Origin of the sequence: Aeromonas sp. FDAARGOS 1414 (assembly GCF_019047065.1) — a bacterium.
Taxonomy (GTDB): Bacteria; Pseudomonadota; Gammaproteobacteria; order Enterobacterales; family Aeromonadaceae; genus Aeromonas; species Aeromonas veronii_A.
Genome location: NZ_CP077210.1, coordinates 3,475,979 through 3,498,492 on the forward strand (window position 1 = coordinate 3,475,979; position 22,514 = coordinate 3,498,492).

Sequence of the window (22,514 nt, forward strand, 5' to 3'; positions counted from 1 at the left end):
CAACAACGATCTCTCTTTTACGCTTCTGCTCCGTGCATCACCTGATCGAACATCACGCAGCAGGGGCTCTCCAGCCGGTAGAGGATGGCGGGGCGCTGTTTGCCGGTGCGCTTGCGGCCGGTATCAACCAGAATGTCGGCGCGATGGATCCGCTTGCGAAATGCCGCCGTATTCATGGGTGTTTGCAGGATGATTTCGAAGGCGCGCTGCACCTCGGAGAGGGTGAACTCGGGCCCCAGCAGTTGCAGCGGCAGGGTGCTGTAGCGGCTCTTGATCCGCAGCCGCTCCAACCCCTTGGCGATGAGCTGAACATGGTCGAAGGCGAGGCTCAGCCCCGGCAGGTTGGCGAGCGGATGCCAGCAACCGTGGATCGCTTCCACTTCCGGATCGACCAGACAGAGATAGACCAGGGTCGTGGACCAGCCGCGGGGATCCCGCTCCAGATTGCCGAGGGTGCAGACCTGCTCGCTGTAGCAGTGACCGAGCCCCCACTCCGCCAGCAGACGGCGCTGGGCGGCATCCAGATCCCGATCCTGGGTCTCGTCGATGCGCAGCGCCGGCAGTTGCCAGCAGTGGGCAAAGGGGGGGCGATCGCGGGTCTCGAGCAGTAGCTCGAGCCGCTCCTCATGCAACCGCAGCACCACCATATCCAGACTCATTCTCAGCATGCCGATCGCCCTGCTCGCCTTCCATTAATGTTTGGTAGATAATATCACACGAATAGTATGTGCAGGAGCCAATCATGGGAACCGTCGCCAGCCTGGATATTGATGCGCAGAAGGGCTTTACCCCCCTCTGCCCGAACGAACTGCCCGTTGCGGGCGGTGATGATATTGTGGCTGCGCTCAACGCTCAGGCCACCCTCGCCACGCTGCGGATCGGCAGCAAGGACTCTCACCCTGCCAATGCCGACTGGGCCGTTTCTGACCCCGCCGGCATGCTGCTGCCGCTGGATCTGCCCAACGCCGACCTCACCTGGCCGGTGCACTGCGTACCGGGCAGCAAGGGCTTTGAGCTGCTCGACGGCCTGCCCGCCCCCATCGACTATGACTTCTTCGTCTGGAAGGGGGTCGAACCGGATCTCCATCCCTACGGCACCTGCTTCCACGACCTGGCAGAACGGCGCAGCACCGGACTCATCGAATTCCTGCAAGCCCGCCAGGTCGATACCGTACTGGTCGGCGGCCTCGCCACCGACTACTGTGTCAAAACCAGCGTGCTGCAACTTCGCCGCGCCGGTTTCCGGGTGATCGTCCATCTCGATGCCTGCCGTGGCATCGCGCCCGCGACGGTTGCCAGCGCCCACACCCAGATGATTGAGGCTGGCGCCGAACTGGCCCAGACCCTGATCGATGTACAACGCCTGCTGGACGCCTGATATGCCACCGATTCTTACCAGCCTGCTCGACACCGACGCCTGCACGTTACATATGCGGCAGGGGAGCACCATCGTGCTCACCAGTCTGCGAGGAGCCTGATATGCCTCCAATCCTCACCAGCCTGCTCGACACCGATGCCTACAAGCTGCATATGCAGCAGGCGGTGTTCCATCGCTATCCGGATGCCGAGGTGGTAGCCGAGTTTCACAGCCGCAATGAAGAGGATCTGCTGCCCATGATGGGGCAGATCGAGGAGCAACTGCGCCTCGCCGGATCCCTGCGACTGACCAAGCCAGAGCTCGATTTTCTGGCCGAGCGCCCCTTCTTCACTCCTGACTACCTCGACCACCTGCGCCGCAAGCCGCTAGACGCCTCCCTGCTCAAGGTGTTCGAGCAGGATGGCCGCATCAATGTGCGGGTCGAGGGCCCCTGGCAGGATGTGATCCTGTGGGAAATCCCGGTGCTTGCCATCATCAGCGAGATGCGCAACCGCTTCCGCTACCCCCAGTTCGGCGTCAGCCATGCGCTGGAGCGGCTCGATCAGAAGATCGACAAGCTGGAGAAGGAGCTGAGCAGCGACGAGATGAGCGAGTTCAACCTCATCGACTTCGGCACCCGCCGCCGCTTCTCCCATGCGGTACAGGATGCGGTAGTGTGTCGCCTCAAGGAGCGGCTGCCGGCGTTTCGCGGCACCAGCAACTACATGCTGGCCCAGAAGTACAAGCTGCCCGCTGTCGGCACCCAGGCCCATGAGTGGTTCCAGGCACACCAGCAGCTCGGCTTCCCGCTGGAGCACAGCCAGCGCGCTGCCCTCACCAGCTGGCTGGACGAGTTCACCGACCATCTCGGCATCGCCCTGACCGACTGCATCACCATGGATGCCTTCCTGCGCGACTTCGACTTCGAGCTGGCCAGCAGCTATCAGGGCTTGCGCCACGACTCCGGCGATCCCGTAGTGTGGGGCGAGAAGGCGATTAGCCACTATCAGCGCCTCGGCATCGACCCCACCGACAAGACTCTGGTCTTCTCCGACGGGCTCAACCTCGACAAGGCGGTGCAGCTGTTCCGCCACTTCCGTGGCCGCATCAACACCAGTTTCGGCATCGGCACCAAGCTCACCTGCGATCTGCCCGGTGTCAGCCCGATGAACATCGTCTTCAAGCTGATCGAGTGCAATGGCGGCCCGGTCGCCAAGATCTCCGACAGCCCGGGCAAGACCCTCTGCCGGGATGCGGAGTTTATCCGCAACCTCAAACAGGCGTTCCACGTCGGGGTCTGATCTTCCCCAACACCAGAAAACAAAAAGCCCGCTGGTTCGCACCGGCAGGCTTTTTTAATCAACTCAAAAGGTATCAGTCTTTCTTGGCCAGCAGGAACTGCACCAGCTTGTTGAACTGCTCTTGAGAGGTGATGGATTCAATCTTCACCATGTACTTGCCGTTCACCAGGAAAGCCGGTACACCGCGAATGTTGTAGCTCTCGGTGTTGCGATCGAACTGGGAGACCATGCCGGAGACGGCGAAGCTGTCGACGGCACCGTCGAACTCTTCAGCCGGTACGCCGTTATCCACGAAGATCTTCTTCACATCGTCACGGCTCATCGGCGGCTGACGCTGGGTGTGGATCTTGGTAAAGATGGCCGGAGTCAGCTTGGCTTCGGCATTGAGCAGGCTGGCAACGGCATAGGCGCGCTGCATCTCGGGGCCCATCTCGCGGCCGAGGAAGGCAACCGGGTTCTTCTTGAGGGGCACACCCTCTGGCAACCCGGCCTTCAACTGTTCAACGATCGGTTCGAAGGTAGCGCAGTGCGGGCAGTAGTAGGAGAAGAACTCCATCACTTCCGGCTGGGCACTGCCAGTCTGTTTGACCACATCGTAGTTGACGCCTTCCTTGAACTCGGGGGCGGCGTGAACCATGGGGATCATCAGCATGGCAGCAAGGAAAAATAGAACTTTTTTCATGATGTTTCCTGTTAAGGGATCACTGTGAGGCACGCCCGGCGAACCGAAGCAGTGCCAAGCCTATTGTTTCGCCATGCTGACGTCAATGGTCAGGGCCGGAGATCGAGTCGCGCTTGCCGCGCAAGATCCCTTCTATTTCACCAGTTTGGCATCAGACTCAACGGCGGTGCCTTCAGTGCTTCCAGCTGATCGTGCAGGGTCGCTATCTGTTGACGCCAGTAGTGATCGGTATTGAACCAGGGGAAGTGACGGGGGAAGGCGGGATCTTCCCAGCGCCGCGCCAGCCACGCCATGTAGTGAACGATGCGCATCGCCCGCAGCGGCTCGATCAGCGCCAGCTCCCGCGACTCGAATTCCATAAACTCCTCGTAGCCCGCCAGCAGGGTGTCGAGCTGGATCTGCTGCTCGTGGCGCTCGCCGCTGAGCATCATCCAAAGATCCTGAATCGCGGGGCCGGTGCGGCAATCATCGAGGTCGACAAACATGGGACCGTCACGCCAGAGGATGTTGCCCGGGTGGCAGTCGCCATGCAGGGAGATCTGCGCCACATCCAGGGTCATAGCGTCGCTGACATGCTTGATCAGCTCGTCCAGCACCCCGAAGAATTGCTTCGCCAGCCCGCTTGGCAGCCACTCGCCAGACGCCAGCAGCTGACGCGGTTCGTGCAGCATGCTCTCCACATCGAGCCGCACCCGATGATGAAACGGCTTGCTGGCGCCGATCTGATGAATACGGCCGAGGAAACGCCCCACCCACTCCAGCTGATCGAGGTTATCCACCTCGAACTGGCGGCCACCGACGCTCTGCCAGATGGCAAAGGGGTAGCCCTCGTGCTCCAGCAGGGTCTCGCCCGCGAAGGCGAGTGGCGCGGCGACCGGGATCTCCGCCTCTGCAAGGCGGGTGGCAAACTCGTGCTCCTCGAGGATCTGGGCCCGGCTCCAACGGCCGGGACGGTAGAACTTCACCACATAGCGGCGACGATCCTCATCCTGAAACTGGTAGACCCGGTTTTCGTAGCTGTTGAGCTCGATAAGGCCGGAGTCGAGCCGCAGGCCACTGAGATCGAGCGCATCCATGATGAGGTCGGGATTGAGGTCGGAATAGTTGAAACGCATGTCATCCACCATAAGAAAGGGGCGCCGTTGCGCCCCATTCTATCACTACTGACCGGCATTGCCGTGCTCGTTGGTGACCGGACTGGTGTCACGCCCGGCCCGCAGCCACACGCAGTTACAACCGGCTGATAAACTTGCTGCCCTGGCGCAGGTTGCCCTTGCTGTCATCGGGCGCCGCACCCTCCCGTTTCAGCACGAACTGGATATCCAGCGCCGGCCGTTTCAGGTTGTAAGGATCGACCGCCAGACTGACCGGCAGGGTGTAGATCTCGCCCGCCTTCAGGGTCACTTCACGGGGGCCGAACCACTGATACTCGGGCAAGCCCTCCACATCCAGCTGGTAGGTCTGGGACTGCAGGGTCTTGTTGAGGATCTTGAGGGTGTAGGTGTTCTCAATCAGCCCCTCGCTGTTTTCGCGGAACAGCTGGTTGCGATCCCGTAGGATATCGAGCCCCATCGGCATGATGGACATGGCGTTGTAGACAAACACCCCCAGCATCACCGCCATCACCAGACCGTAACCAATCAGCTTGGGCCGCGCCACATGGGTGGAGTCGTTGGCCAGCTTGTGCTCGGTGGTGTAACTGATGAGCCCTTTCGGGTAGCCCATCCGCTCCATGGTCTGGTCGCAGGCATCGACGCAGGCGCCGCAGTTGATGCACTCGTACTGCAGGCCGTCGCGGATATCGATACCGGTCGGGCAGACCTGCACGCAAAGATCGCAGTCGATACAGTCGCCCAGCCCCATCGCCTTGGGATCTGCCTTGCGGGAGCGGGCACCACGGGTCTCGCCACGCTTGGTGTCATAGCCGACGATGAAGGTGTCCTTGTCGAACATGGCGGACTGGAAGCGGGCATAGGGGCACATGTGGATACACATGATGGCACGCATCCAGCCTGCATTGCCGTAGGTGATGATGGTGAAGAAGAGCACCCAGAACAGCACCCATCCGCTGGCCTGCAGGGTGAAGAGATCCGGCACCAGTTCAGTCACATCCTGGAAGTAGGCGACGAAGGTCAGACCGGTCACCAGCGAGATCGCCAGCCAGGCCAGATGCTTGGCCCCCTTGCGAGCCAGCTTCTCGCCGCTCCAGGGCGCCTCGTCCAGCTTGCGCCGTTTGTTGGCGGGCCCTTCCAGCTTCTCTTCAAACCAGATGAACATGAAGGTCCAGACCGTCTGCGGGCAGAGATAGCCACACCAGACCCGACCGAGGAAGGTGGTAATAAAGAAGAGTCCGAAGGCGGCGATCATGAAGAGCCAGGCGAGCAGGGTCAGATCCTGCGGCCAGATGGTGGCGCCAAAGATATGGAACTGCTGGTGACCGAGGTCGAACAGCACCGCCTGTCGCCCGTCGTAACGCAGCCAGGGCAGCAGCACGAACAGCGCCACAAAGAACCAGCCCATGGCCTTGCGCATCCGCTGCCAATACCCTTTCTGGGCCCGCACATAGATTCGGTTGCCCGGGTTGAATCTGTCGTCGCTGGCTTTGAACGTATTGGGGTTGAAGGTCCCGGTTACGCCCTTGTCGGTGACGTCCTTGATATCGATTTTATCGTGGTCGGCCATTGCAAGACATCGCTCCCTTATTTGTTATGGAGCGGATTATATCTTAAACAGCATGCTAATTGTGTGGATTAGATGTATCTAATATTGGGATTGGATCGCAATTTTCGGCAATAAAAAAGCGCATCACCACGAGGTGATGCGCTTCCGCTAAAGATTCACTTGATTCCGCGCGCCTTGAGCAGCGCCTCTTTGAAATCGGGCACATGATCCTTGGCCAGACCGGGGATCATCGCCTGCTTGTCGGATTCCCGCATCTTGAGGTGATAGATCAGCATGTCGTCGGTCAGCTCGGACAGAGGCCCTTCAAATCCCGCTTCTTGGGCCAGTTTGGCAACAAACTGCACCAGGCTGAGATCCTGTTCCTTGATCCAGGCAGGCTGCAACAACTCCAGCAGCTCTTCGATACGATGACATTGCATAGACAACCTCTTTAATCTGTCACGTTAAATTCAGGCAACCTTACCCATCAAGGCTACTTCGATTCGATCCCGTCCATTATGCTTGGCCTGATAGAGTGCCGCATCCGCTTTTTGGATCAAATCGGCGATTTTCATGCTGTTGTCCGGTATCAGTGTCGCAACACCAAAACTACATGTGACCCGACCGGAGACCAGTGACTTCTGGTGCGGGATGGCCAGCTCCTTGAGTGCCTGCCGCACATTGTCCGCCACCTGCAGTGCCCCCTGCATGCCGGTACAGGGCAGCAGCAAGGCAAACTCTTCGCCACCGTAACGGGCTGCCAGATCGTCCTCGCGCCGCTCCACCTCGGCCAGCAAGCCAGCCACCTGTTGCAGGCAGTCATCCCCCAGCTGATGGCCGTAGAGATCGTTGAACTGCTTGAAGTAATCCACATCCACCAGCACCAGCGACAGCGGTGCCCGGGCACGGTGACAGCGGCGCCAAGCCCGCTCCAGAGAGTCGTCGAGGTGGGCGCGGTTGGCGATGCCGGTCAGGCCATCGAGGCGGGAGGTTAGACGCAGATGTTCGGAGACCGCCTTCAGCTCGGCCACCAGTTCGGCGTTGGAGAAACGGTGGTGGAGCGAGGCGATCTGCTCCCGCCGCATCCGGCGCAGCAGAGTCGGCAGAAAGACAAACAGATAGCCCGCCAGCATGCAGGAGACGATTCGCTCCTGCTCATTGCCCGCCCCCAGTTCAAACAACATAGCGCAACCCAGCGGCAACACGGCACCATAGAGGGTACGGCGGCTGCCAAACAGCATGATGGCGCTGCCGGTAAGAATGAGGCTGGAGAGCATCATCATGGCGGCCCGGTAGGTGTCGGGCAACTTGTCCATGTAGAGCAGCACCCCGAGGGCCCAGATGATGGAGGTGATGGTGGCTCCGATAAAGAGCTCCCGCTCCAGCACCGGCAATGGCGTCTGGTACAGGCGGGATTGCCTCCAGCGCAGGTGCCACCCCCGACCAAGCAGCCAGAAGAAGATCCCGGCCAACCAGCCGAGCGCTTCGACGGCAGGCAGATAGTCGTGAAACAGCAGACTCCAGCCAAACGCCAGCAGGCCCAAACAGGGGAGACTGAACGATGCATGGGTATAGAGCTGGACCATGATGGCCTGCTTAACCTGGCGTGTCACACTCTGGGTCAACTGAGTACTCCTGTACAAGAGCCGAGCAGTCTACCACTCCCCCCTGACCGGCAACAATAAAGCGCCGTTTATTAAGAAGTTAATCAATCATCGGCGCTTTCTCCTGCGCTGGCCGGTGAGCCCTTGCTCACCCCTTCTCCAGCTCGTCTAGGATCGGGCACTCGGGATTTTCATCCCCGTGGCAGCAGCAGACCAACCCTTCCAGCGAGCTGAGCATGGCCTGCAGCCCGGCGATGCGAGCGCGCAGATCGACGATCTTCTCCTGCGCCAACTTCTTCACCTGAGCGCTGGTTCTGTGCTCGTCCCGATAGAGCGCCAGCAGCTCCTGACACTCCTCCAAATTGAAGCCGGTCTCCCGCGCCCGCTTGACGAAACGCAGCTCCCGCAGCGCCGATTCGGTGTAGCTGCGATAGCCGTTGTCACTGCGTACCGGGGCTGTGATGAGGCCAATGCTCTCGTAATAACGGATGGTCTTGGCAGTCAGCCCAGTGGCCTTGGCAACCTTGCTGATGTTCATTTATTCCTCCTTACTGATCGGGTTGGATGCTGGCCCGTGCGCCGCTCTGGGCTGCCAGCGTTTCAATAACAGGGAATTGCTCAAAACGGTAATACTGCTCAGGGCCATGGCCGCCCCCGCCAACTCGGGGCTGAGGTAGCCCAATGCCGCCAGCGGAATGCCAATGATGTTGAACACGAAGGCCCAGAACAGATTCTGCTGTATGGTGCGCCAGGTCGCCGCCGAGATGTCGATGGCATCGGCCACCAACCGCGGATCAGAGCGCATCAGGGTGATGGAGGCGGTCTCCATCGCCACGTCGGAGCCGGAGCCCATGGCGATACCGACATCCGCCGCCGCCAGCGCCGGAGCATCGTTCACCCCGTCCCCCACCATGGCTACCAGCCCACGGGTTTGCGCCCGCAGCGCCTCTACTTTCTCCACCTTGCCAGCTGGCAGCACGGAGTCAAAGGCTCCGTCCAGTCCCAGCTTGGCAGCGATATGGGCCACGGGGGCCGGCGCGTCGCCGCTCACCAGCCAGCTGGCAATGCCGCGCTGACGCAGAGTGGCGATGGCTTCCGGACTCTCCGGGCGCAGGGTATCGGCCAGCGCCGCGATGCCGGCGACCGTGCCATCAACGGCAATCCAAACCCGGGTCGCCCCATCGGCGGCTTGTTCATCCTGTTGCGGCGGTTCAATGCAGAGCTGGGCCAGCAGGGCGCCATTGCCGATGGCGACTGTGTGACCCGCTACCTGACCGACAATACCGGCACCGACCCGCACCTCCACTGCCTCCGGCTGGGGCAACGCCACTTCTGTGCCGACGGCCTCCCGCATCGCCAGCGCCAGCGGGTGTTCACTCGCCTGCTGCAGGGCGGCAGCGAGGCGCAGCTGCTCGTCGTTGCCACTCCAGCTGGCCAGCACCGGCCGGCCCTGGGTCAGGGTGCCGGTCTTGTCGAAGATAAGCGCCTTGATGGCGTGGGCCCTCTGCAGGGTATCCACATCCTTGATCAGAATGCCGTGGCGCGCCGCCACGCCGGTACCGGTGACGATGGCCGCAGGCGTTGCCAGCCCCAGCGCACAGGGGCAGGCGATCACCAGCACCGCTACCGCCGCCAGCAGCGCCTGACCGAAGTCGTTGCTGATGGCGTACCACACCAGCAGGGTGAAAAAGGCGATGGCCATCACCACCGGTACGAACACGGCAGAGACCTTGTCCACCAGCTGTTGCAGCGGGGCCTTGCCCATCTGGGCGCTCTCCACCAGCGCGATGATCTTGTTGAGGCTGGAGTCCTCCCCCACTGTCGTGGCTTCGATCTCCAGCACGCCGGAGCGGTTGATGGCACCGCCCAGCACCTTGCCGCCCACACTGCGCGGCACCGGCAGGCTCTCGCCGGTGAGGATCGATTCGTCCAGTTCGCTGGCGCCGCTCACGATTCTGCCATCCACCGGCACCCGCTCACCCACCAGCACCCGCAGCCGATCGCCACGTAGCACCTCGTCGATAGCGACGCTCTGCCAACTCTCGCCACGCCAGACGGTGGCAGTTTCCGGTCGCAGCGCCATCAGTTCGCGAATGGCGGACTGGGTGCTGCGTCTGGCCCGTGCCTCCAGCAACTTGCCGAGAGAAATCAGGGTGATGATGATGGCGCTCGCCTCGAAATAGAGCTTGCCGCTGGCAGCCATCCCCAGCGTCAACAACAGATAGAGGCTGTAGAAGTAGGCCGCACTGGTGCCGGTGGCCACCAGCACATCCATATTGGCTGCGCGGTTCTTGATGGCGAGCCAGGCGCCGCGATAGAAACGGGCCCCGATCCAGAACTGCACCGGGGTGGCGAGCACCAGCTCCAGCCAGGCGGGTAGATGCCAGGGGAACAGTCCGGCCATGGCCAGCATCCCCACCAGCAGCGGCAGAGTCAGCAGCGCCGAGATGATGACCCGGGTCTGCGCCTGACGGGCGCTGGCGGCCTCCTGCGCTTCCCGCTCCAGCAACTGTTGGCGGCGGCCGCTGGCCGAGCCTTGTGCCAGCTGGGCGCCAAAGCCGAGCGCCTCGATCTGCTCGCGCAAAGCGGCGGGCGTCTGCATCCCGGGGACCAGTACGATCCGGGCCTGCTCGATAGAGAAGTTGACCTCGGCCGAGATAACGCCGGGCAGCGCGGCCAGCATCTTGTTCAGCCGAGCCGAGCAACCGGCACAGGTCATGCCGGTGATTTGAAACTGGATGGTCTCGCTGCCGTAGTCGTAACCCTGACTCTTGATGCTGTCGAGCACCGCAGGCAGGCGATCGGGGCTGGCCAGCTCGATGGCAGCCTGCTCCAGCGCGAAGTTGACGGTGGCCGATACCCCGTCGAGTTTGTTGAGACTGGCTGCGATGCGGCCTGCGCAGTTGGCGCAGCTCATGCCGCTGAGCGGCAATTGCAGATGAATGGGTGATTGAAGATGAGTGGTCATGTTGTTCCTCCCCGGAACCCGTCGGCACCACAAAACGCCGACTGGCAAACCCTAACCTTTACTGCAAGGGTAAACTCAAGCCACATGATCCACTTTTTGCAGATGAAAAAAACGGCGCCCGTTTGCTGCCAGAGAGCCAACGGGCGCCGCCTTCAACTATTGTGCGGTGTGAACTGCGACTCAGATACCGTACTGGGCGCGGTAAGCCTTCATGGCAGCCAGTTGCGCCGCCAGATCCGGCTGCTCGGCCTGCTTCTCTTCCAGATAGGCAATCAGGTCGCTCATCTGAATGATGGCGATGATGTGGGCGCCGTAGTCACGCTCCACCTCCTGAATGGCGGAGAGCTCGCCCTTGCCCTTCTCCTGACGGTCCAGCGCGATCAGCACGCCCGCCAGCGAGGCGCCGTTGGCCTGGATCAGATCCATGGATTCACGGATGGCGGTGCCGGCGGTGATAACGTCGTCCACCAGCATGATGCGCCCCTTGAGCGGGCTGCCCACCAGATTGCCACCCTCGCCGTGATCCTTGGCCTCCTTGCGGTTGAAGCACCAGGGCACATCCACATCGTGTTGCTCCACCAGCTGCACGGCGGTGGCGGAAGCGATGGGGATCCCCTTGTAGGCCGGGCCAAACAGCACATCGAACTCGATGCCGGCATCCATCAGGGCGGCGGCATAGAAGCGGCCGAGACGGGCCAGATCGCGGCCGCTGTTGAACAGACCGGCGTTGAAGAAGTAGGGGCTTTTACGACCGGATTTCAGGGTAAATTCACCGAATTTGAGAACCTGTTTCTCCAGGGCGAACTCGATAAATTGACGCTGGTAGGCTTTCATTCTGGCTCCTTGCTTGGCTTGTCGTTGTCTTGTGTGGGGGTATAAAAAAACGCGGTCAATGCCGCGTTTTTAAAATCAGGAGAGCGACTGCTTCTGCAGCGCAATGATGTCGGCGATGCCGCCCTTGGCGAGCGCCAGCATCTCCAGCAGCTCTTCATGGGTGAAGGGCTCGGCCTCCGCGGTGCCCTGCACCTCGATGATGCGACCATCTTCGGTCATCACCACGTTCATGTCGGTCTCGGCGGCGGAGTCTTCGATGTACTCCAGATCGCAGATGGCTTCGCCCTGATACATGCCGACGGAAACGGCGGCGATCATCTGCTTGAGCGGACTCTGCTTGATCATGCCCTTCTCCACCATCCAGTTCAGCGCATCCACCAGCGCCACACAGGCACCGGTAATGGAGGCGGTGCGGGTGCCGCCATCGGCTTGCAGCACGTCACAGTCAACTGTGATGGAGTGCTCGCCCAGCGCAGTCAGGTCTACCGCCGCGCGCAGGGAGCGGGCGATCAGACGGGAGATCTCCAGAGTGCGGCCACTCTGCTTGCCGGAGGCCGCTTCGCGGTTCATCCGGGAGTGAGTGGAGCGCGGCAGCATGCCGTACTCGGCGGTGACCCAGCCCTGATTCTTCCCTTTCAGGAAGCGCGGCACGCTGGTGTCAACGCTGGCGGTGCAGAGCACGCGAGTGTTACCGAACTCCACCAGCACTGAGCCTTCTGCATGTTTGGTGAAATTGCGGGTAATGGTAACCGGGCGAAGTTGCGCGGCACTGCGATCGCTTGGACGTGACATGGAACGGACCTCTGGGCTGGCTCAAATTGGCGGGGGATTATAAGTGATCCCGCCCCAAATATCAGCCGCTAAAACCAACACTTCGGCTGACGCACCGGCCCCCGCTGGGTATAATCCAGCCACACTTCATCAAGCCCGGAACAATCAATGATTCACAGCATGACCGCCTACGCCCGCAAGGAACTCAAGGGCGACTGGGGCACAGCCGTTTGGGAAATTCGTTCGGTCAACCAGCGTTATCTGGAGACCTACATTCGCCTGCCGGAGCAACTGCGCAGCCTGGAGCCGGTTCTGCGTGAGCGTTTCCGCGCCAAGCTGCAGCGCGGCAAGGTGGAGTGCAACCTGCGCTTCGAGGCCGCTCAGGCCGCAGCCAGCCAACTCCATATCAATGAAGAGCTGGCCAAGCTGATCATCGACAGCGCCAGCTGGGTAATGAAAGAGGCGGGCCAGGGCCAGCTCAATCCGGTCGATGTGCTGCGCTGGCCGGGCGTCATGGCTGCCGCCGAGCAGGACATGGACGCGGTCGCCACCGAGCTGCTCGGCGGTTTTGACCAGACCATGGAAGATTTTCTCGCCTCCCGCGCCAGCGAAGGTGCCAACCTCAAGGCGCTCATCGAACAGCGTCTGGCCGGCATTCAGGTGGAAGTGAAGAAGGTGCGCGTCCATCTGCCGCAGATCATCGAGTGGCAGCGCCAGAAGCTCACCGACCGGCTGGCCGAAGCCAAGGTTGAGCTGGATCCGGCCCGCATCGAGCAGGAGATCGTGCTGCTGGCCCAGAAGATCGACGTGGCCGAAGAGCTGGATCGTCTGGAGATGCACATCAGCGAAACCAACAAGATCATGAAAAAGGGTGGCGCCTGCGGTCGTCGTCTCGACTTCATGATGCAGGAGTTCAACCGCGAGTCGAACACGCTGGGCTCCAAGTCCATCAACGCCGAAGTGACCCAGTCCGCCGTCGAGCTGAAAGTCCTCATCGAGCAGATGCGCGAGCAGATCCAGAACATCGAGTGATGGGTCACTGACCATCCGGTTGTTACCTGCAAAAGAGCCCTTGATTCCTCAAGGGCTCTTTTATTTTCAGGCCATCGCACCGGTCGCACGCCGCCAGTGAGTCAATTGGCGAGGAGCGCCCTAGCCTATCGGCATCACCAGCGCCGGTTGGTGCGGGTCGCTCAGCCGCTCGGCGAGGTAGTCCACCAGCAGCCGTACCTTGGGGGAGAGGTGGCGGTTGTGGGGATAGAGGGCCCAGATCCCCTCTGCCGGAGCCCGCAGTTCGGGCAGCAGCTCGATAAGCTCCCCCCGGGCCAGATGGTCGCTCACGTAGTAGTCCGGCAGCTGGATGATGCCGATCCCCTTGAGCGCCGCATCCAGCAGGGCGTGGCCGCTGTTGCACTGCAACAGGCCGCGCACCCGCACGCTGTGGGGACGACCATCCAGAGTAAAGTGCCACTCGTCGCTGTTGCCCACCAGACAGGTGTGGCGGGTCAGCTCGGAGAGGCTGTTGGGGATGCCGTGGCGGGCGGTGTAGGCCGGTGAGGCGCAGACATAGGGCACCCGCTGCGCCAGCTTGCGCGCCACCAGCGTCGAATCCTTGAGATGGCCGAGCCGCAGCGCCAGATCGTAACCCTCGTGCACCAGATCCAGCAACTGGTTGGTGAGGTTGAGGGTCACCTCCAGCTGGGGGAAACGCACCATGAAGTCGTTCACCAGCGGGGCGATGCGGCTCTCGCCGTAGGAGACGGGGGCCGTGATGCGCAGCGAGCCTTGCGGCACCGCCTGATGACGCCCCACCGCCAGCTCCGCCTCGTAGAGGTTGTCCAGCAGCTGACGGCAGTGGCGATAGTAGATCTCGCCAAGCTCGGTGAGCCGCACCTGACGGGTGGTGCGCAGCAGCAGCTTGGCCTGAAGCCTGTCCTCCAGCTGTGCCACCTGACGGCTCACTTGCGCCACCGACACCCCCAGCTTGCGCGCTGCCGGAGTAAAGCCCCCCTGCTCCGCCACGCTGACAAATTCACAGATCCCTTCCCAGCCGAACATTATTACCTGTGTGTAAAAGTGATTTGATATTTGCCCTCATTATCACCAAATCGGCGGGAAACTACACTGACTGTCCGAACTCATCTCTGTTCACCCTGCTCAACAAGAAGGATGTCATTCATGGCACAGGTTCAAAGCATCAAGTGTAAAGCCGCCATCGCCTGGGGCCCGGGTCAGCCCCTCTCCATCGAAGAAGTAGAAGTCATGCCGCCGCAAGCGGGCGAGGTGCGGGTGCGCATCGTCGCCACCGGCGTCTGCCACACCGATGCCTTCACCCTCTCCGGTGAGGATCCGGAAGGGGTCTTCCCCTGCATTCTCGGTCACGAGGGGGGCGGTATCGTCGAATCGGTCGGCGAAGGGGTCACCAGCGTCAAGGTGGGGGATCACGTGATCCCGCTCTACACCCCCGAATGCGGCGAGTGCAAATTCTGCAGATCCGGCAAGACCAACCTCTGCCAGAAGATCCGCGCCACTCAGGGTAAGGGGCTGATGCCGGACGGCACCACCCGCTTCTCGAAAGATGGCCAGCCCATCTATCACTACATGGGCACTTCCACCTTCAGCGAATACACGGTACTGCCGGAGATCTCCATCGCCAAAGTGGATCCGGCCGCCCCGCTGGAGGAGGTCTGCCTGCTCGGCTGCGGCGTCACCACCGGCATCGGCGCCGTGATGAACACCGCCAAGGTGAAAGAGGGTGAGAGCGTCGCCATCTTCGGGCTGGGGGGCATCGGCCTCTCCGCCGTGATCGGTGCCCGTCTGGCCAAGGCCGGTCGCATCATCGCCATCGACATCAACGAGAGCAAGTTCGAACTGGCGCGCAAGCTGGGTGCCACCGACTGCATCAACCCGAACGACTACGACAAACCGATTCAGGAGGTGATCGTCGAGCTGACCGACGGCGGCGTCGACTTCTCCTTCGAATGCATCGGCAACGTCAAGGTGATGCGTGCGGCGCTGGAGTGCTGCCACAAGGGTTGGGGCGAGTCGGTCATTATCGGCGTCGCCGGAGCGGGTCAGGAGATCAGCACCCGTCCGTTCCAGCTGGTCACCGGTCGGGTCTGGCGCGGCAGCGCCTTCGGCGGGGTACGCGGTCGCAGCGAACTGCCGAGCTATGTGCAGCGCTACATGCAGGGTGAGTTCCGCCTCGATGACTTCATCACCCACACCATGCCGCTGGAACAGATCAACGAGGCGTTCGATCTGATGCACGAAGGCAAGAGCATCCGCACCGTCATCCACTACTGAGCATGATCACCCCGCCCGCCATCGTGGGCGGGGTGCAGGAGTCCTTTGATGAATCTGGAGATTATCAGCAGCAACAAGAGCTTCGGCGGCTGGCACAAGCGCTATCGCCACAACTCCACCGTGCTCGGCTGCGAGATGAATTTTGCCATCTATCTGCCGCCTCAGGCTCTCACCGGCCAGAAGGTGCCGGTACTCTACTGGCTCAGCGGCCTCACCTGCACCGATGAGAACTTCATGCAGAAGGCGGGTGCCCAGCGTATCGCCGCCAAGCTCGGCATCGCCATAGTGGCGCCGGACACCAGCCCTCGCGGCGACGGCGTAGCGGACGATCCCGGTTATGACCTCGGCATGGGCGCAGGCTTTTACGTCAATGCCAGCCAGAGCCCCTGGCAGGCTCACTACCAGATGTATGACTACGTCACCCGCGAGCTGCCCGAGCTCATCGAGACCCACTTCCCGGTATCGACCCGCCGCGCCATCAGTGGCCACTCCATGGGCGGTCACGGGGCGCTGATCGCCGCGCTGCGGGAGCCGGGTCGCTACCGCTCGGTGTCGGCGTTCAGCCCGATCTGCCACCCGAGCCGCTGCCCTTGGGGCCAGAAGGCGCTCGGGGCGTATCTCGGCAGCAATCCTCTGCTGTGGCAGGAGTGGGATGCCTGCCAGCTGCTGCGCCACCAGCCGGTCACGCCGCTGCCAACCTTGGTGGATGTGGGGCTGGATGATCCCTTCCTCGCCGAGCAGCTGCATATCGATGCGCTGGCCGAGGTGGCGGCCAGCAAGGAGTGGCCGCTGGAGCTCAACCGCCACGAGGGCTATGACCACAGCTACTACTTCGTGGCGAGCTTTATCGAGGCACACCTGCGCTTTCACGCACGCCACCTCTGATCAAACAGGCCCGTAACGGGCCTGTTTCAGTTGTGGTGATCGGTTGATATCAACTGCCCGCGCGGGTCACGCCGCCGGAGCCTGCGATCTGCTGCTCCACCTTGGGATCGCCCCAGTAGGCGATGTTGCCTGAGCCGGCGATGCCGACTTTCAGCATCTCCTGCGCCCGTACCGCCACATCACCACTACCGGCGATATTGACCTCTACCTCGTTGCCGCGCATCTCGCTCCCGAGCACGTCGCCAGATCCGGCAATGTTCAGCTCGATGGCCTGCGCCGAACCGCTGCCCAGCTCCAGACTGCCGGTGCCAGCGATATTCCCTTCCAGCCGTTTCAGCTCCAGCTGACTGGCGACGATGTCACCGGTACCGGCCACCGACAGCACCAGCTCATCGCCCTTGAAGCCGCTCAGATCGCCGTTGCCGGTCCCGGCCAATGCCAGTTCGTTCAACACCGGCAAGGTGATGGTCAGCTCCAGCGGCTCGGTAGGATCGAGCCGGTAACCCTCCTTCACCTCGATCTCCAGCTTGTCGCCGCTCTCGGTCAGCACCAGATAGGGCAGCAGGTTCTCCTGCCCCTTGATCAGGATTCCGCGCGGCTCCCCCGCTACCAGATGGAGGGTGGCAGGTACACCCGCCAGCACCCGGGTCACCCCGTCACCGAGCGCCTGCTGGCGCTCGACCACAGCCCCCGTTCCGGTCACTCTGGTCTGCTCCAACCAGTGACACCCACTGAGCCCTGCCATCAACATGACAACCATCATCCATTTCATCGCTACTCTCCTCCTTATGTGTTGGCCATCCAGGGCCAATTGGTTTTCATGCTTTGCAAAGCGTGAGCCAAAAACTAACTCAATGATTCAAAAGGAAATAACTGTTTCATCCAAAACAGAATGAAGAATTCAGAGAGCCATTTAGACCATATTTTGGTGAAAAAAACCATTCTCGAACGGATATGATTGTGGCTGATTGGCGGGTCGTCCTGCCGGTCACTATGCTGACAGCCCGTGGAAGTTTTTAATTGCCCTGCCGGTCTGTTGAGCCAATAGTGGTACTTCGTGCGTACCAAGCTCTCCATTGCGGTAATGTCATTACCACTGTCTTGTCAGTCTTTACTGCCAACAAGGAGTCAGAGCGTGACCCAAGCAAGCCCTCTCTATTCCACTGCCACCGGTCTGCCGGAGCCGACTCGCACCCCGTTGCTGACCGGCAGCGATCCCGAGCAGAAACGGCGCGAACTGCTCGCCTACTTCTGCCAGACCTTCGATCTCTACGACTCACTGTTTGACTGTCTGGCCGATGAGCGGGCCTGGTTCAACAAGGCGATCCCGCTGCGCCACCCGCTCATCTTCTACTACGGCCACACCGCCGCCTTCTTTATCAACAAGCTGCTGGCGGCACGCCTGATCGACCAGCGGCTGGATGCCCGCATCGAGGCCATGGTCGCCATCGGGGTGGACGAGATGAGCTGGGACGATCTGGACGAGACCCACTACGACTGGCCCAAGGTTACCGAGCTGCGCAGCTATCGGGCCAAAGTCCGTACACTGGTGTGCGACTTCATCCGGCAGATGCCGCTCACCCTGCCCATCGACTGGCAGAGCCCGGCCTGGGTGATCCTGATGGGGATAGAGCACGAGCGCATCCACCTCGAGACCTCCAGCGTGCTCATCCGCCAGTTGCCACTCGCCTGGGTGCGGCCGCAGCCTCATTGGCCCGCCTGCACCGAAGCCCGCCACCACATTGCTCAGGTGCCCGCCAACAGCCTGCTGCCGGTGGCCGGCGGCAAGGTGCGCCTTGGCAAGCGGGACGCCACCTACGGCTGGGACAACGAATATGGCGAGCGCCATATCGAGCTGGCCCCGTTTCAGGCCAGCCGCATGCTGGTGAGCAATGCAGAATTTTTCGATTTCGTGCAGGCGGGCGGCTATGGCCAGCAACAGTGGTGGGATGAGGAGGGGTGGGGCTGGTGCCAGTACGCCAAGGCGAAGATGCCCACCTTCTGGGTGGGTGACCCCGCCGAACCCGGGCAGTTGCAGCTGCGGCTGATGACCGAGCAGGTCGCCATGCCATGGGACTGGCCGGTCGAGGTGAATCAGCTGGAGGCGGCTGCCTTCTGCCGCTGGAAGGCGGCCCGGACCGGGCTCCCCATCCAGCTGCCGAGCGAGGCGGAGTGGCAGCTGCTGCGCGAACAGCTACCCGGCGATCAGCCGGACTGGACGGAGGCACCCGGCAATATCAATCTGGCCCGTTTCGCCTCCTCCTGCCCGGTGGATGCCTGCCCGCAAGGGGAGTTCTTCGATTTGGTGGGCAATGTCTGGCAGTGGACCAGCACCGCCATCGATGGCTTCGACGGCTTTAAAATCCACCCGCTCTACGACGACTTCTCCACCCCCACCTTTGATGGCAAGCACACCCTGATCAAGGGCGGCAGCTGGATCAGCACGGGTAACGAAGCGCTCAAATCATCCCGTTACGCCTTCCGGCGTCACTTCTTCCAGCATGCGGGTTTCCGCTATCTGGTCTCCCGTTATCAGGAACCCGTTATCGTGAATCCCTATGAAACCGACACGCTGGTCGCTCAGTACCTCGACTTCCAGTACGGCCCGAGCCACTTCGGGGTAGCCAACTACGCCAAGACGCTTGCTGATCTTGCTGGCGAGCTCTGCAGCAACCACCAGCGGGCACTGGATATCGGCTGTGCCACCGGCCGCGCCAGCTTCGAACTGGCCCGCCACTTCCAGCATGTGGACGGGGTGGACTACTCGGCCCGCTTCATCGATGTGGCGCTGGCCCTCGCCAGTCAGGACAGCTTCCGCTACGCCATTCCGCTGGAGGGTGAACTGGTGGAGTATTGCGAGGCGCGCCTGTCGAGCCACGGGCTGGGGGTGAGTCAGGCGGAGCGCATCCACTTCAGTCAGGGGGATGCCTGCAACCTCAAGCCCAAATATGACCACTACGATCTGGTGCTCGCCTCCAACCTCATCGACCGGCTGCGGGAGCCCGCCCGCTTCCTGCGAGACATAGCACCCCGGCTGCGCAGCGGTGGCCTGCTGGTGCTCACCAGCCCCTATACCTGGCTGCCGGAATATACCCCGCCCGCCAACTGGCTCGGCGGCATTCGCGAAAACGGCGAGGCGCTCACCACCTATCAGGCGCTGCAACGGCTGCTGGCGGCAGAGTTTGAGGAGCACTGCCCGCCGCGGGATGTGCCCTTCGTCATCCGCGAGACCGCCCGCAAATACCAGCACACGGTGGCGCAGCTCACCGTCTGGCGCAAACGCTAGTCCGCCGATCTGCATGCAGATGAAATGAGGGAGGCCAACGGGCCTCCCTCTTGTTATGACAGTCAAAACGGCGCGAGTATCAATGCCCCTGCTCGTGATAGCGGCGGGCCAGCACGGCGCAGACCATCAGCTGGATCTGGTGGAAGATCATCAGCGGCAGCACCATCACCCCGACGCTGGCGGCCGGGAACATGACGTTGGCCATCGGCACCCCGTTGGCGAGACTCTTCTTCGAACCGCAAAAGACGATGGTGATCTCGTCCGCCTTGTCGAAGCCGAGGCGACGGCTGATCCAGACGTTCCAGCAGAGTACCTGCGCCAGCAAGACGCAGCTCAGCAACACGATACTGGCCAGATCGTACCAACTTACTTGACGCCAAATCCCCTGCACCACCGCCTCGCTGAAGGCGACATAGACCACCAGCAGGATGGAACTCTGATCCAGCTTGCCGATGAGCGGACGGTGGCTATCGACCCAGCGGCCGATCAGCGGACGCGACAGGTGGCCCACCACGAACGGCAGCATCAGCTGCATCATGATGGACTGGATGGAGTGCCAGGTGTCGATCCCCTCCCCCTGTACGTGGATCATCATCCCCACCAGCACCGGCGAGAGAAAGATACCGAGGATGCTGGAGGCCGAGGCGCTGCACACCGCCGCCGACACATTGCCCCCCGCCATCGAGGTAAAGGCGATGGCCGACTGCACGGTGGCAGGCAGGGCGCAGAGATAGAGGAAGCCGAGGTAGATGGCCGGGCTCAACCAGCTCGGCACCAGCGGGGTGAGCAGCAGCCCCAGCAGCGGAAACAGCACGAAGGTGCTGAGCATCACCACCAGATGGAGCCGCCAGTGACCGAGGCCCGCCAGCAGGTTCTGGCGCGACAGCTTGGCGCCATGCATGAAGAACAGGAGCGCCACCGCCAGCTTGGTCAGCAGACCGAACCAGACGGCCACCTGCCCCTCGCAGGGAAAGAGGGAGGCCAGGGTGACCACCGCAATCAGCACAACAGTAAAGGGATCCAGACGCACGAAAGGTCTCCATCAGAGGGCATCCTGCTACCGTGGCGGCAGTCAGGATTGGGGAGGACAAGAAACAGAGCGGGAGATGTCTGGCACCTCCCGCTAAAACGAACCTCCAGCTTACCTCGATAACGGAGAGGCGCAACGTTGTGCAGCGGTTAATTGTTCATCAATGCTTAACGCCTTTGCTTTGTCGAATAGCGGAAGTTGATGAGCCGCGGCCAGATAGCGCCAAACCGGCGCGAAATGGATAAAAAAACGGGCGACCCAGGCCGCCCGTCTCGTTTTTTCGCCCAGCCGATCAGCGCTGGCTGGCCAGCTGGCCGTTGCCGGTTTTCTTCTCATTGCCGGCGAGCTTGCGGGCCTGCCGCTTCTCGAAGCGGGAGATCCACCAGTAGGCCAGTGCCGAGAAGACCGCGGTCATAAAGACGTTGATAAAGAAGGCGCGCACCAGATCCACCCCGGCCGGGAAGGCGGAGGCACTCATGCTCACCACGAAGATGGCGATCAGCACCGACACCACCGCCATCCCGAACTTGCGCGACCCCATGCGGAAGTCGCGGGGGGTGTCGTCATGTTTCCAGCGGAACACGAAGTAGGCCACCATGATGAAGATCGGCGGCAGCATGGCGGTACCGGCGGTGAGGTTGATGGCGGTGTTCATCATCTGCTGCACCGACTCGGAGCCGAAGCCGTTGACCACCAGCATCGCGAATACGAAGACAAACTGCCACCAGGCGGCGCGCACCGGCACGCCGTGCTCGTTGAGCTGGGTGGTCTTCTCGCCGTAAACCCCCTGCGGGATCTCGGAGAAGTGGATCTTCACCGGCGCCGAGGTCCACATCATCATGGAGCCGAACATGGCGATAAACAGCACCACGCCGACGAAGCGGCCCACCAGCGCCTCGGAGAGCCCGAAGTACTGGGCCATGCCAGTGAAGATCTCCACCATGCCGCCGGCGTAGGTGAGGCTCTCGCGCGGCACGAACACGTTCACCAGTAGGGAACCGACCGCATACATGGCACCGATGACGATACCGGCACTGATGATCACCTTGATAAAGGACTTCTGGCCGCCCTTCACGTCATTGAGGTAGGCCGCTGCGGTCTCGGCACCGCCCGCCGCCTGGAAGATCCAGCACATGATGCCGAGGGTCGCCCAGTTGACGGTGGGAGTCATCGCCGCCAGCGTGATGGGCTGGGCCGGCACATGATCGCCACTCAAAGCCATCAGGGCGCCCAGCACATAGATGGCGAACAGGGCAAATACCCCGTAGGCCACGATCTCGGCAATCTTGCCGAGCCAGCTCGCCCCCTTGGTGGAAATGTGGGTCGCCGCCGCAAACAACACGATGGAGATGATCGAGGTGACCATGGGGGAGAAGCTGTACTCATAGCCCAGCATGGCGTAGGAGGCGTAGGCGATGACGTTGGGCAGCAGGGAGACAAACCAGAAGAGGTTCACGAACCAGTAGAGAAACGACCCCAGATAGGCCATCCGGGTGCCGAGCGGCTTTTTCAGCCAGTCGTACATCCCCGACTCGGAGTTTTTATTGGCCGAGACGAACTCGGCAATGATGAAAACAAACGGAATGAAGTAGACGATGGTCGCCAGCAGGAAGATGGGGGCGGAGCTGAGCCCCAGCTCGATGTTGTTGTTGACGATGTTGCGCACGTTGAACACGGCGGCAAAGGTCATCGACAACAGGGCAAACTTGCCTATGGTGCCGCGTACGGATTCAGACATGGTGTCCTCCAGTGGACTTGCGCTCCCTGCGGGTAACGCTGTGACTCTGTGATGTGTTCGGCAAGGGTCTGTCGGCCCCGCGCTTTACTCT

20 protein-coding genes are annotated in these 22,514 nt (G+C 61.7%); 6 read left to right on the forward strand and 14 right to left on the reverse strand.

Translation table 11 applies throughout. The features are described 5' to 3' along the window. Window positions 1-17: 17 nt before the first annotated feature. Window positions 18-668 (reverse strand): DNA mismatch repair protein MutT, encoded by a 651-nt coding sequence (locus I6L44_RS15710; RefSeq protein ID WP_201953894.1) that lies wholly within the window; start codon window positions 666-668, stop codon window positions 18-20. A 74-nt stretch (window positions 669-742) separates the two neighbouring features. Here I6L44_RS15710 and I6L44_RS15715 point away from each other — a divergent pair, with 74 nt between their 5' ends. Together I6L44_RS15715 and pncB are read left to right on the forward strand one after the other, a co-directional pair. Continuing rightward, window positions 743-1,378, forward strand: a complete 636-nt coding sequence (locus tag I6L44_RS15715) for a nicotinamidase (protein ID WP_005356142.1) — start codon at window positions 743-745, stop codon at window positions 1,376-1,378. 101 nt (window positions 1,379-1,479) lie between these two features. After that, window positions 1,480-2,658, forward strand: coding sequence for a nicotinate phosphoribosyltransferase (gene pncB / locus I6L44_RS15720; protein ID WP_216952335.1), 1,179 nt, complete (start codon window positions 1,480-1,482; stop codon window positions 2,656-2,658). A gap of 73 nt (window positions 2,659-2,731) precedes the next feature. On the opposite strand, the gene I6L44_RS15725 is transcribed toward pncB, so the two are convergent. The 9 genes from I6L44_RS15725 to rph form a co-directional block, all read right to left on the reverse strand. Further along, a complete protein-coding gene (locus I6L44_RS15725; RefSeq protein ID WP_005339604.1) occupies window positions 2,732-3,340 on the reverse strand; it encodes a thiol:disulfide interchange protein DsbA/DsbL in 609 nt (202 codons plus the stop codon). Window positions 3,341-3,477: 137 nt separating this feature from the next. Continuing rightward, complete coding sequence (locus I6L44_RS15730; protein ID WP_216952337.1) at window positions 3,478-4,467, reverse strand: serine/threonine protein kinase; 990 nt, start codon at window positions 4,465-4,467, stop codon at window positions 3,478-3,480. 103 nt (window positions 4,468-4,570) lie between these two features. Then, a complete protein-coding gene (gene ccoG, locus I6L44_RS15735; protein WP_005356121.1) occupies window positions 4,571-6,022 on the reverse strand; it encodes a cytochrome c oxidase accessory protein CcoG in 1,452 nt (483 codons plus the stop codon). A 155-nt stretch (window positions 6,023-6,177) separates the two neighbouring features. Beyond that, a complete protein-coding gene (locus tag I6L44_RS15740; RefSeq protein ID WP_005339598.1) occupies window positions 6,178-6,441 on the reverse strand; it encodes a YihD family protein in 264 nt (87 codons plus the stop codon). A gap of 30 nt (window positions 6,442-6,471) precedes the next feature. Next, window positions 6,472-7,626, reverse strand: coding sequence for a GGDEF domain-containing protein (locus I6L44_RS15745; protein WP_216952339.1), 1,155 nt, complete (start codon window positions 7,624-7,626; stop codon window positions 6,472-6,474). A gap of 127 nt (window positions 7,627-7,753) precedes the next feature. Further along, complete coding sequence (gene cueR, locus I6L44_RS15750) at window positions 7,754-8,143, reverse strand: Cu(I)-responsive transcriptional regulator (protein WP_216952341.1); 390 nt, start codon at window positions 8,141-8,143, stop codon at window positions 7,754-7,756. Further along, a complete protein-coding gene (locus tag I6L44_RS15755) occupies window positions 8,144-10,573 on the reverse strand; it encodes a heavy metal translocating P-type ATPase (protein ID WP_216952343.1) in 2,430 nt (809 codons plus the stop codon). Between the two features lie 180 nt (window positions 10,574-10,753). Then, window positions 10,754-11,407 carry an orotate phosphoribosyltransferase gene (gene pyrE, locus I6L44_RS15760; protein ID WP_216952344.1) on the reverse strand — a complete coding sequence of 218 codons (654 nt, stop codon included), beginning with the start codon at window positions 11,405-11,407 and terminating at the stop codon, window positions 10,754-10,756. Between the two features lie 75 nt (window positions 11,408-11,482). Then, on the reverse strand, window positions 11,483-12,199 hold the full coding sequence (gene rph, locus I6L44_RS15765; RefSeq protein WP_005339589.1) for a ribonuclease PH: 717 nt from the start codon (window positions 12,197-12,199) through the stop codon (window positions 11,483-11,485). A 147-nt stretch (window positions 12,200-12,346) separates the two neighbouring features. Here rph and I6L44_RS15770 point away from each other — a divergent pair, with 147 nt between their 5' ends. Further along, window positions 12,347-13,210 (forward strand): YicC/YloC family endoribonuclease, encoded by an 864-nt coding sequence (locus tag I6L44_RS15770; protein ID WP_042031958.1) that lies wholly within the window; start codon window positions 12,347-12,349, stop codon window positions 13,208-13,210. Between the two features lie 120 nt (window positions 13,211-13,330). Here I6L44_RS15770 and I6L44_RS15775 read toward each other — a convergent pair whose 3' ends face one another. Beyond that, the gene (locus I6L44_RS15775; protein WP_041209462.1) at window positions 13,331-14,236 is read right to left on the reverse strand and encodes a LysR substrate-binding domain-containing protein; all 906 of its coding nucleotides are present in this window, start codon (window positions 14,234-14,236) and stop codon (window positions 13,331-13,333) included. 120 nt (window positions 14,237-14,356) lie between these two features. Between I6L44_RS15775 and I6L44_RS15780 the strand changes: the two genes are divergently transcribed. Both I6L44_RS15780 and fghA read left to right on the forward strand, forming a co-directional pair. Beyond that, window positions 14,357-15,484, forward strand: coding sequence for an S-(hydroxymethyl)glutathione dehydrogenase/class III alcohol dehydrogenase (locus I6L44_RS15780; protein ID WP_216952345.1), 1,128 nt, complete (start codon window positions 14,357-14,359; stop codon window positions 15,482-15,484). Between the two features lie 48 nt (window positions 15,485-15,532). Further along, window positions 15,533-16,369, forward strand: coding sequence for an S-formylglutathione hydrolase (gene fghA / locus I6L44_RS15785; protein ID WP_216952346.1), 837 nt, complete (start codon window positions 15,533-15,535; stop codon window positions 16,367-16,369). Window positions 16,370-16,418: 49 nt separating this feature from the next. Here fghA and I6L44_RS15790 read toward each other — a convergent pair whose 3' ends face one another. Further along, window positions 16,419-17,141: a head GIN domain-containing protein gene (locus tag I6L44_RS15790; protein ID WP_216952347.1), complete on the reverse strand. Its 723-nt coding sequence runs from the start codon at window positions 17,139-17,141 to the stop codon at window positions 16,419-16,421. Between the two features lie 363 nt (window positions 17,142-17,504). Between I6L44_RS15790 and ovoA the strand changes: the two genes are divergently transcribed. After that, window positions 17,505-19,655, forward strand: a complete 2,151-nt coding sequence (gene ovoA, locus I6L44_RS15795; protein WP_216952348.1) for a 5-histidylcysteine sulfoxide synthase — start codon at window positions 17,505-17,507, stop codon at window positions 19,653-19,655. Between the two features lie 79 nt (window positions 19,656-19,734). On the opposite strand, the gene I6L44_RS15800 is transcribed toward ovoA, so the two are convergent. After that, window positions 19,735-20,685, reverse strand: coding sequence for a bile acid:sodium symporter family protein (locus tag I6L44_RS15800; RefSeq protein ID WP_216952349.1), 951 nt, complete (start codon window positions 20,683-20,685; stop codon window positions 19,735-19,737). 292 nt (window positions 20,686-20,977) lie between these two features. Continuing rightward, window positions 20,978-22,423 (reverse strand): amino acid permease, encoded by a 1,446-nt coding sequence (locus I6L44_RS15805; RefSeq protein ID WP_216952350.1) that lies wholly within the window; start codon window positions 22,421-22,423, stop codon window positions 20,978-20,980. Between the last annotated feature and the right edge of the window lie 91 nt (window positions 22,424-22,514).

What these genes read in the sequence shown, in the direction of transcription:
- I6L44_RS15790 (WP_216952347.1), bottom strand. Translation starts at nt 17,141, where the DNA reads ATGAAATGGATGATGGTTGTCATGTTGATGGCAGGGCTCAGTGGGTGT.
- pncB (WP_216952335.1), top strand. Translation starts at nt 1,480, where the DNA reads ATGCCTCCAATCCTCACCAGCCTGCTCGACACCGATGCCTACAAGCTG.
- I6L44_RS15780 (WP_216952345.1), top strand. Translation starts at nt 14,357, where the DNA reads ATGGCACAGGTTCAAAGCATCAAGTGTAAAGCCGCCATCGCCTGGGGC.
- pyrE (WP_216952344.1), bottom strand. Translation starts at nt 11,407, where the DNA reads ATGAAAGCCTACCAGCGTCAATTTATCGAGTTCGCCCTGGAGAAACAG.
- fghA (WP_216952346.1), top strand. Translation starts at nt 15,533, where the DNA reads ATGAATCTGGAGATTATCAGCAGCAACAAGAGCTTCGGCGGCTGGCAC.
- I6L44_RS15770 (WP_042031958.1), top strand. Translation starts at nt 12,347, where the DNA reads ATGATTCACAGCATGACCGCCTACGCCCGCAAGGAACTCAAGGGCGAC.
- I6L44_RS15710 (WP_201953894.1), bottom strand. Translation starts at nt 668, where the DNA reads ATGCTGAGAATGAGTCTGGATATGGTGGTGCTGCGGTTGCATGAGGAG.
- I6L44_RS15725 (WP_005339604.1), bottom strand. Translation starts at nt 3,340, where the DNA reads ATGAAAAAAGTTCTATTTTTCCTTGCTGCCATGCTGATGATCCCCATG.
- rph (WP_005339589.1), bottom strand. Translation starts at nt 12,199, where the DNA reads ATGTCACGTCCAAGCGATCGCAGTGCCGCGCAACTTCGCCCGGTTACC.
- I6L44_RS15730 (WP_216952337.1), bottom strand. Translation starts at nt 4,467, where the DNA reads ATGGTGGATGACATGCGTTTCAACTATTCCGACCTCAATCCCGACCTC.
- I6L44_RS15740 (WP_005339598.1), bottom strand. Translation starts at nt 6,441, where the DNA reads ATGCAATGTCATCGTATCGAAGAGCTGCTGGAGTTGTTGCAGCCTGCC.
- I6L44_RS15805 (WP_216952350.1), bottom strand. Translation starts at nt 22,423, where the DNA reads ATGTCTGAATCCGTACGCGGCACCATAGGCAAGTTTGCCCTGTTGTCG.
- ccoG (WP_005356121.1), bottom strand. Translation starts at nt 6,022, where the DNA reads ATGGCCGACCACGATAAAATCGATATCAAGGACGTCACCGACAAGGGC.
- cueR (WP_216952341.1), bottom strand. Translation starts at nt 8,143, where the DNA reads ATGAACATCAGCAAGGTTGCCAAGGCCACTGGGCTGACTGCCAAGACC.
- I6L44_RS15775 (WP_041209462.1), bottom strand. Translation starts at nt 14,236, where the DNA reads ATGTTCGGCTGGGAAGGGATCTGTGAATTTGTCAGCGTGGCGGAGCAG.
- I6L44_RS15715 (WP_005356142.1), top strand. Translation starts at nt 743, where the DNA reads ATGGGAACCGTCGCCAGCCTGGATATTGATGCGCAGAAGGGCTTTACC.
- I6L44_RS15755 (WP_216952343.1), bottom strand. Translation starts at nt 10,573, where the DNA reads ATGACCACTCATCTTCAATCACCCATTCATCTGCAATTGCCGCTCAGC.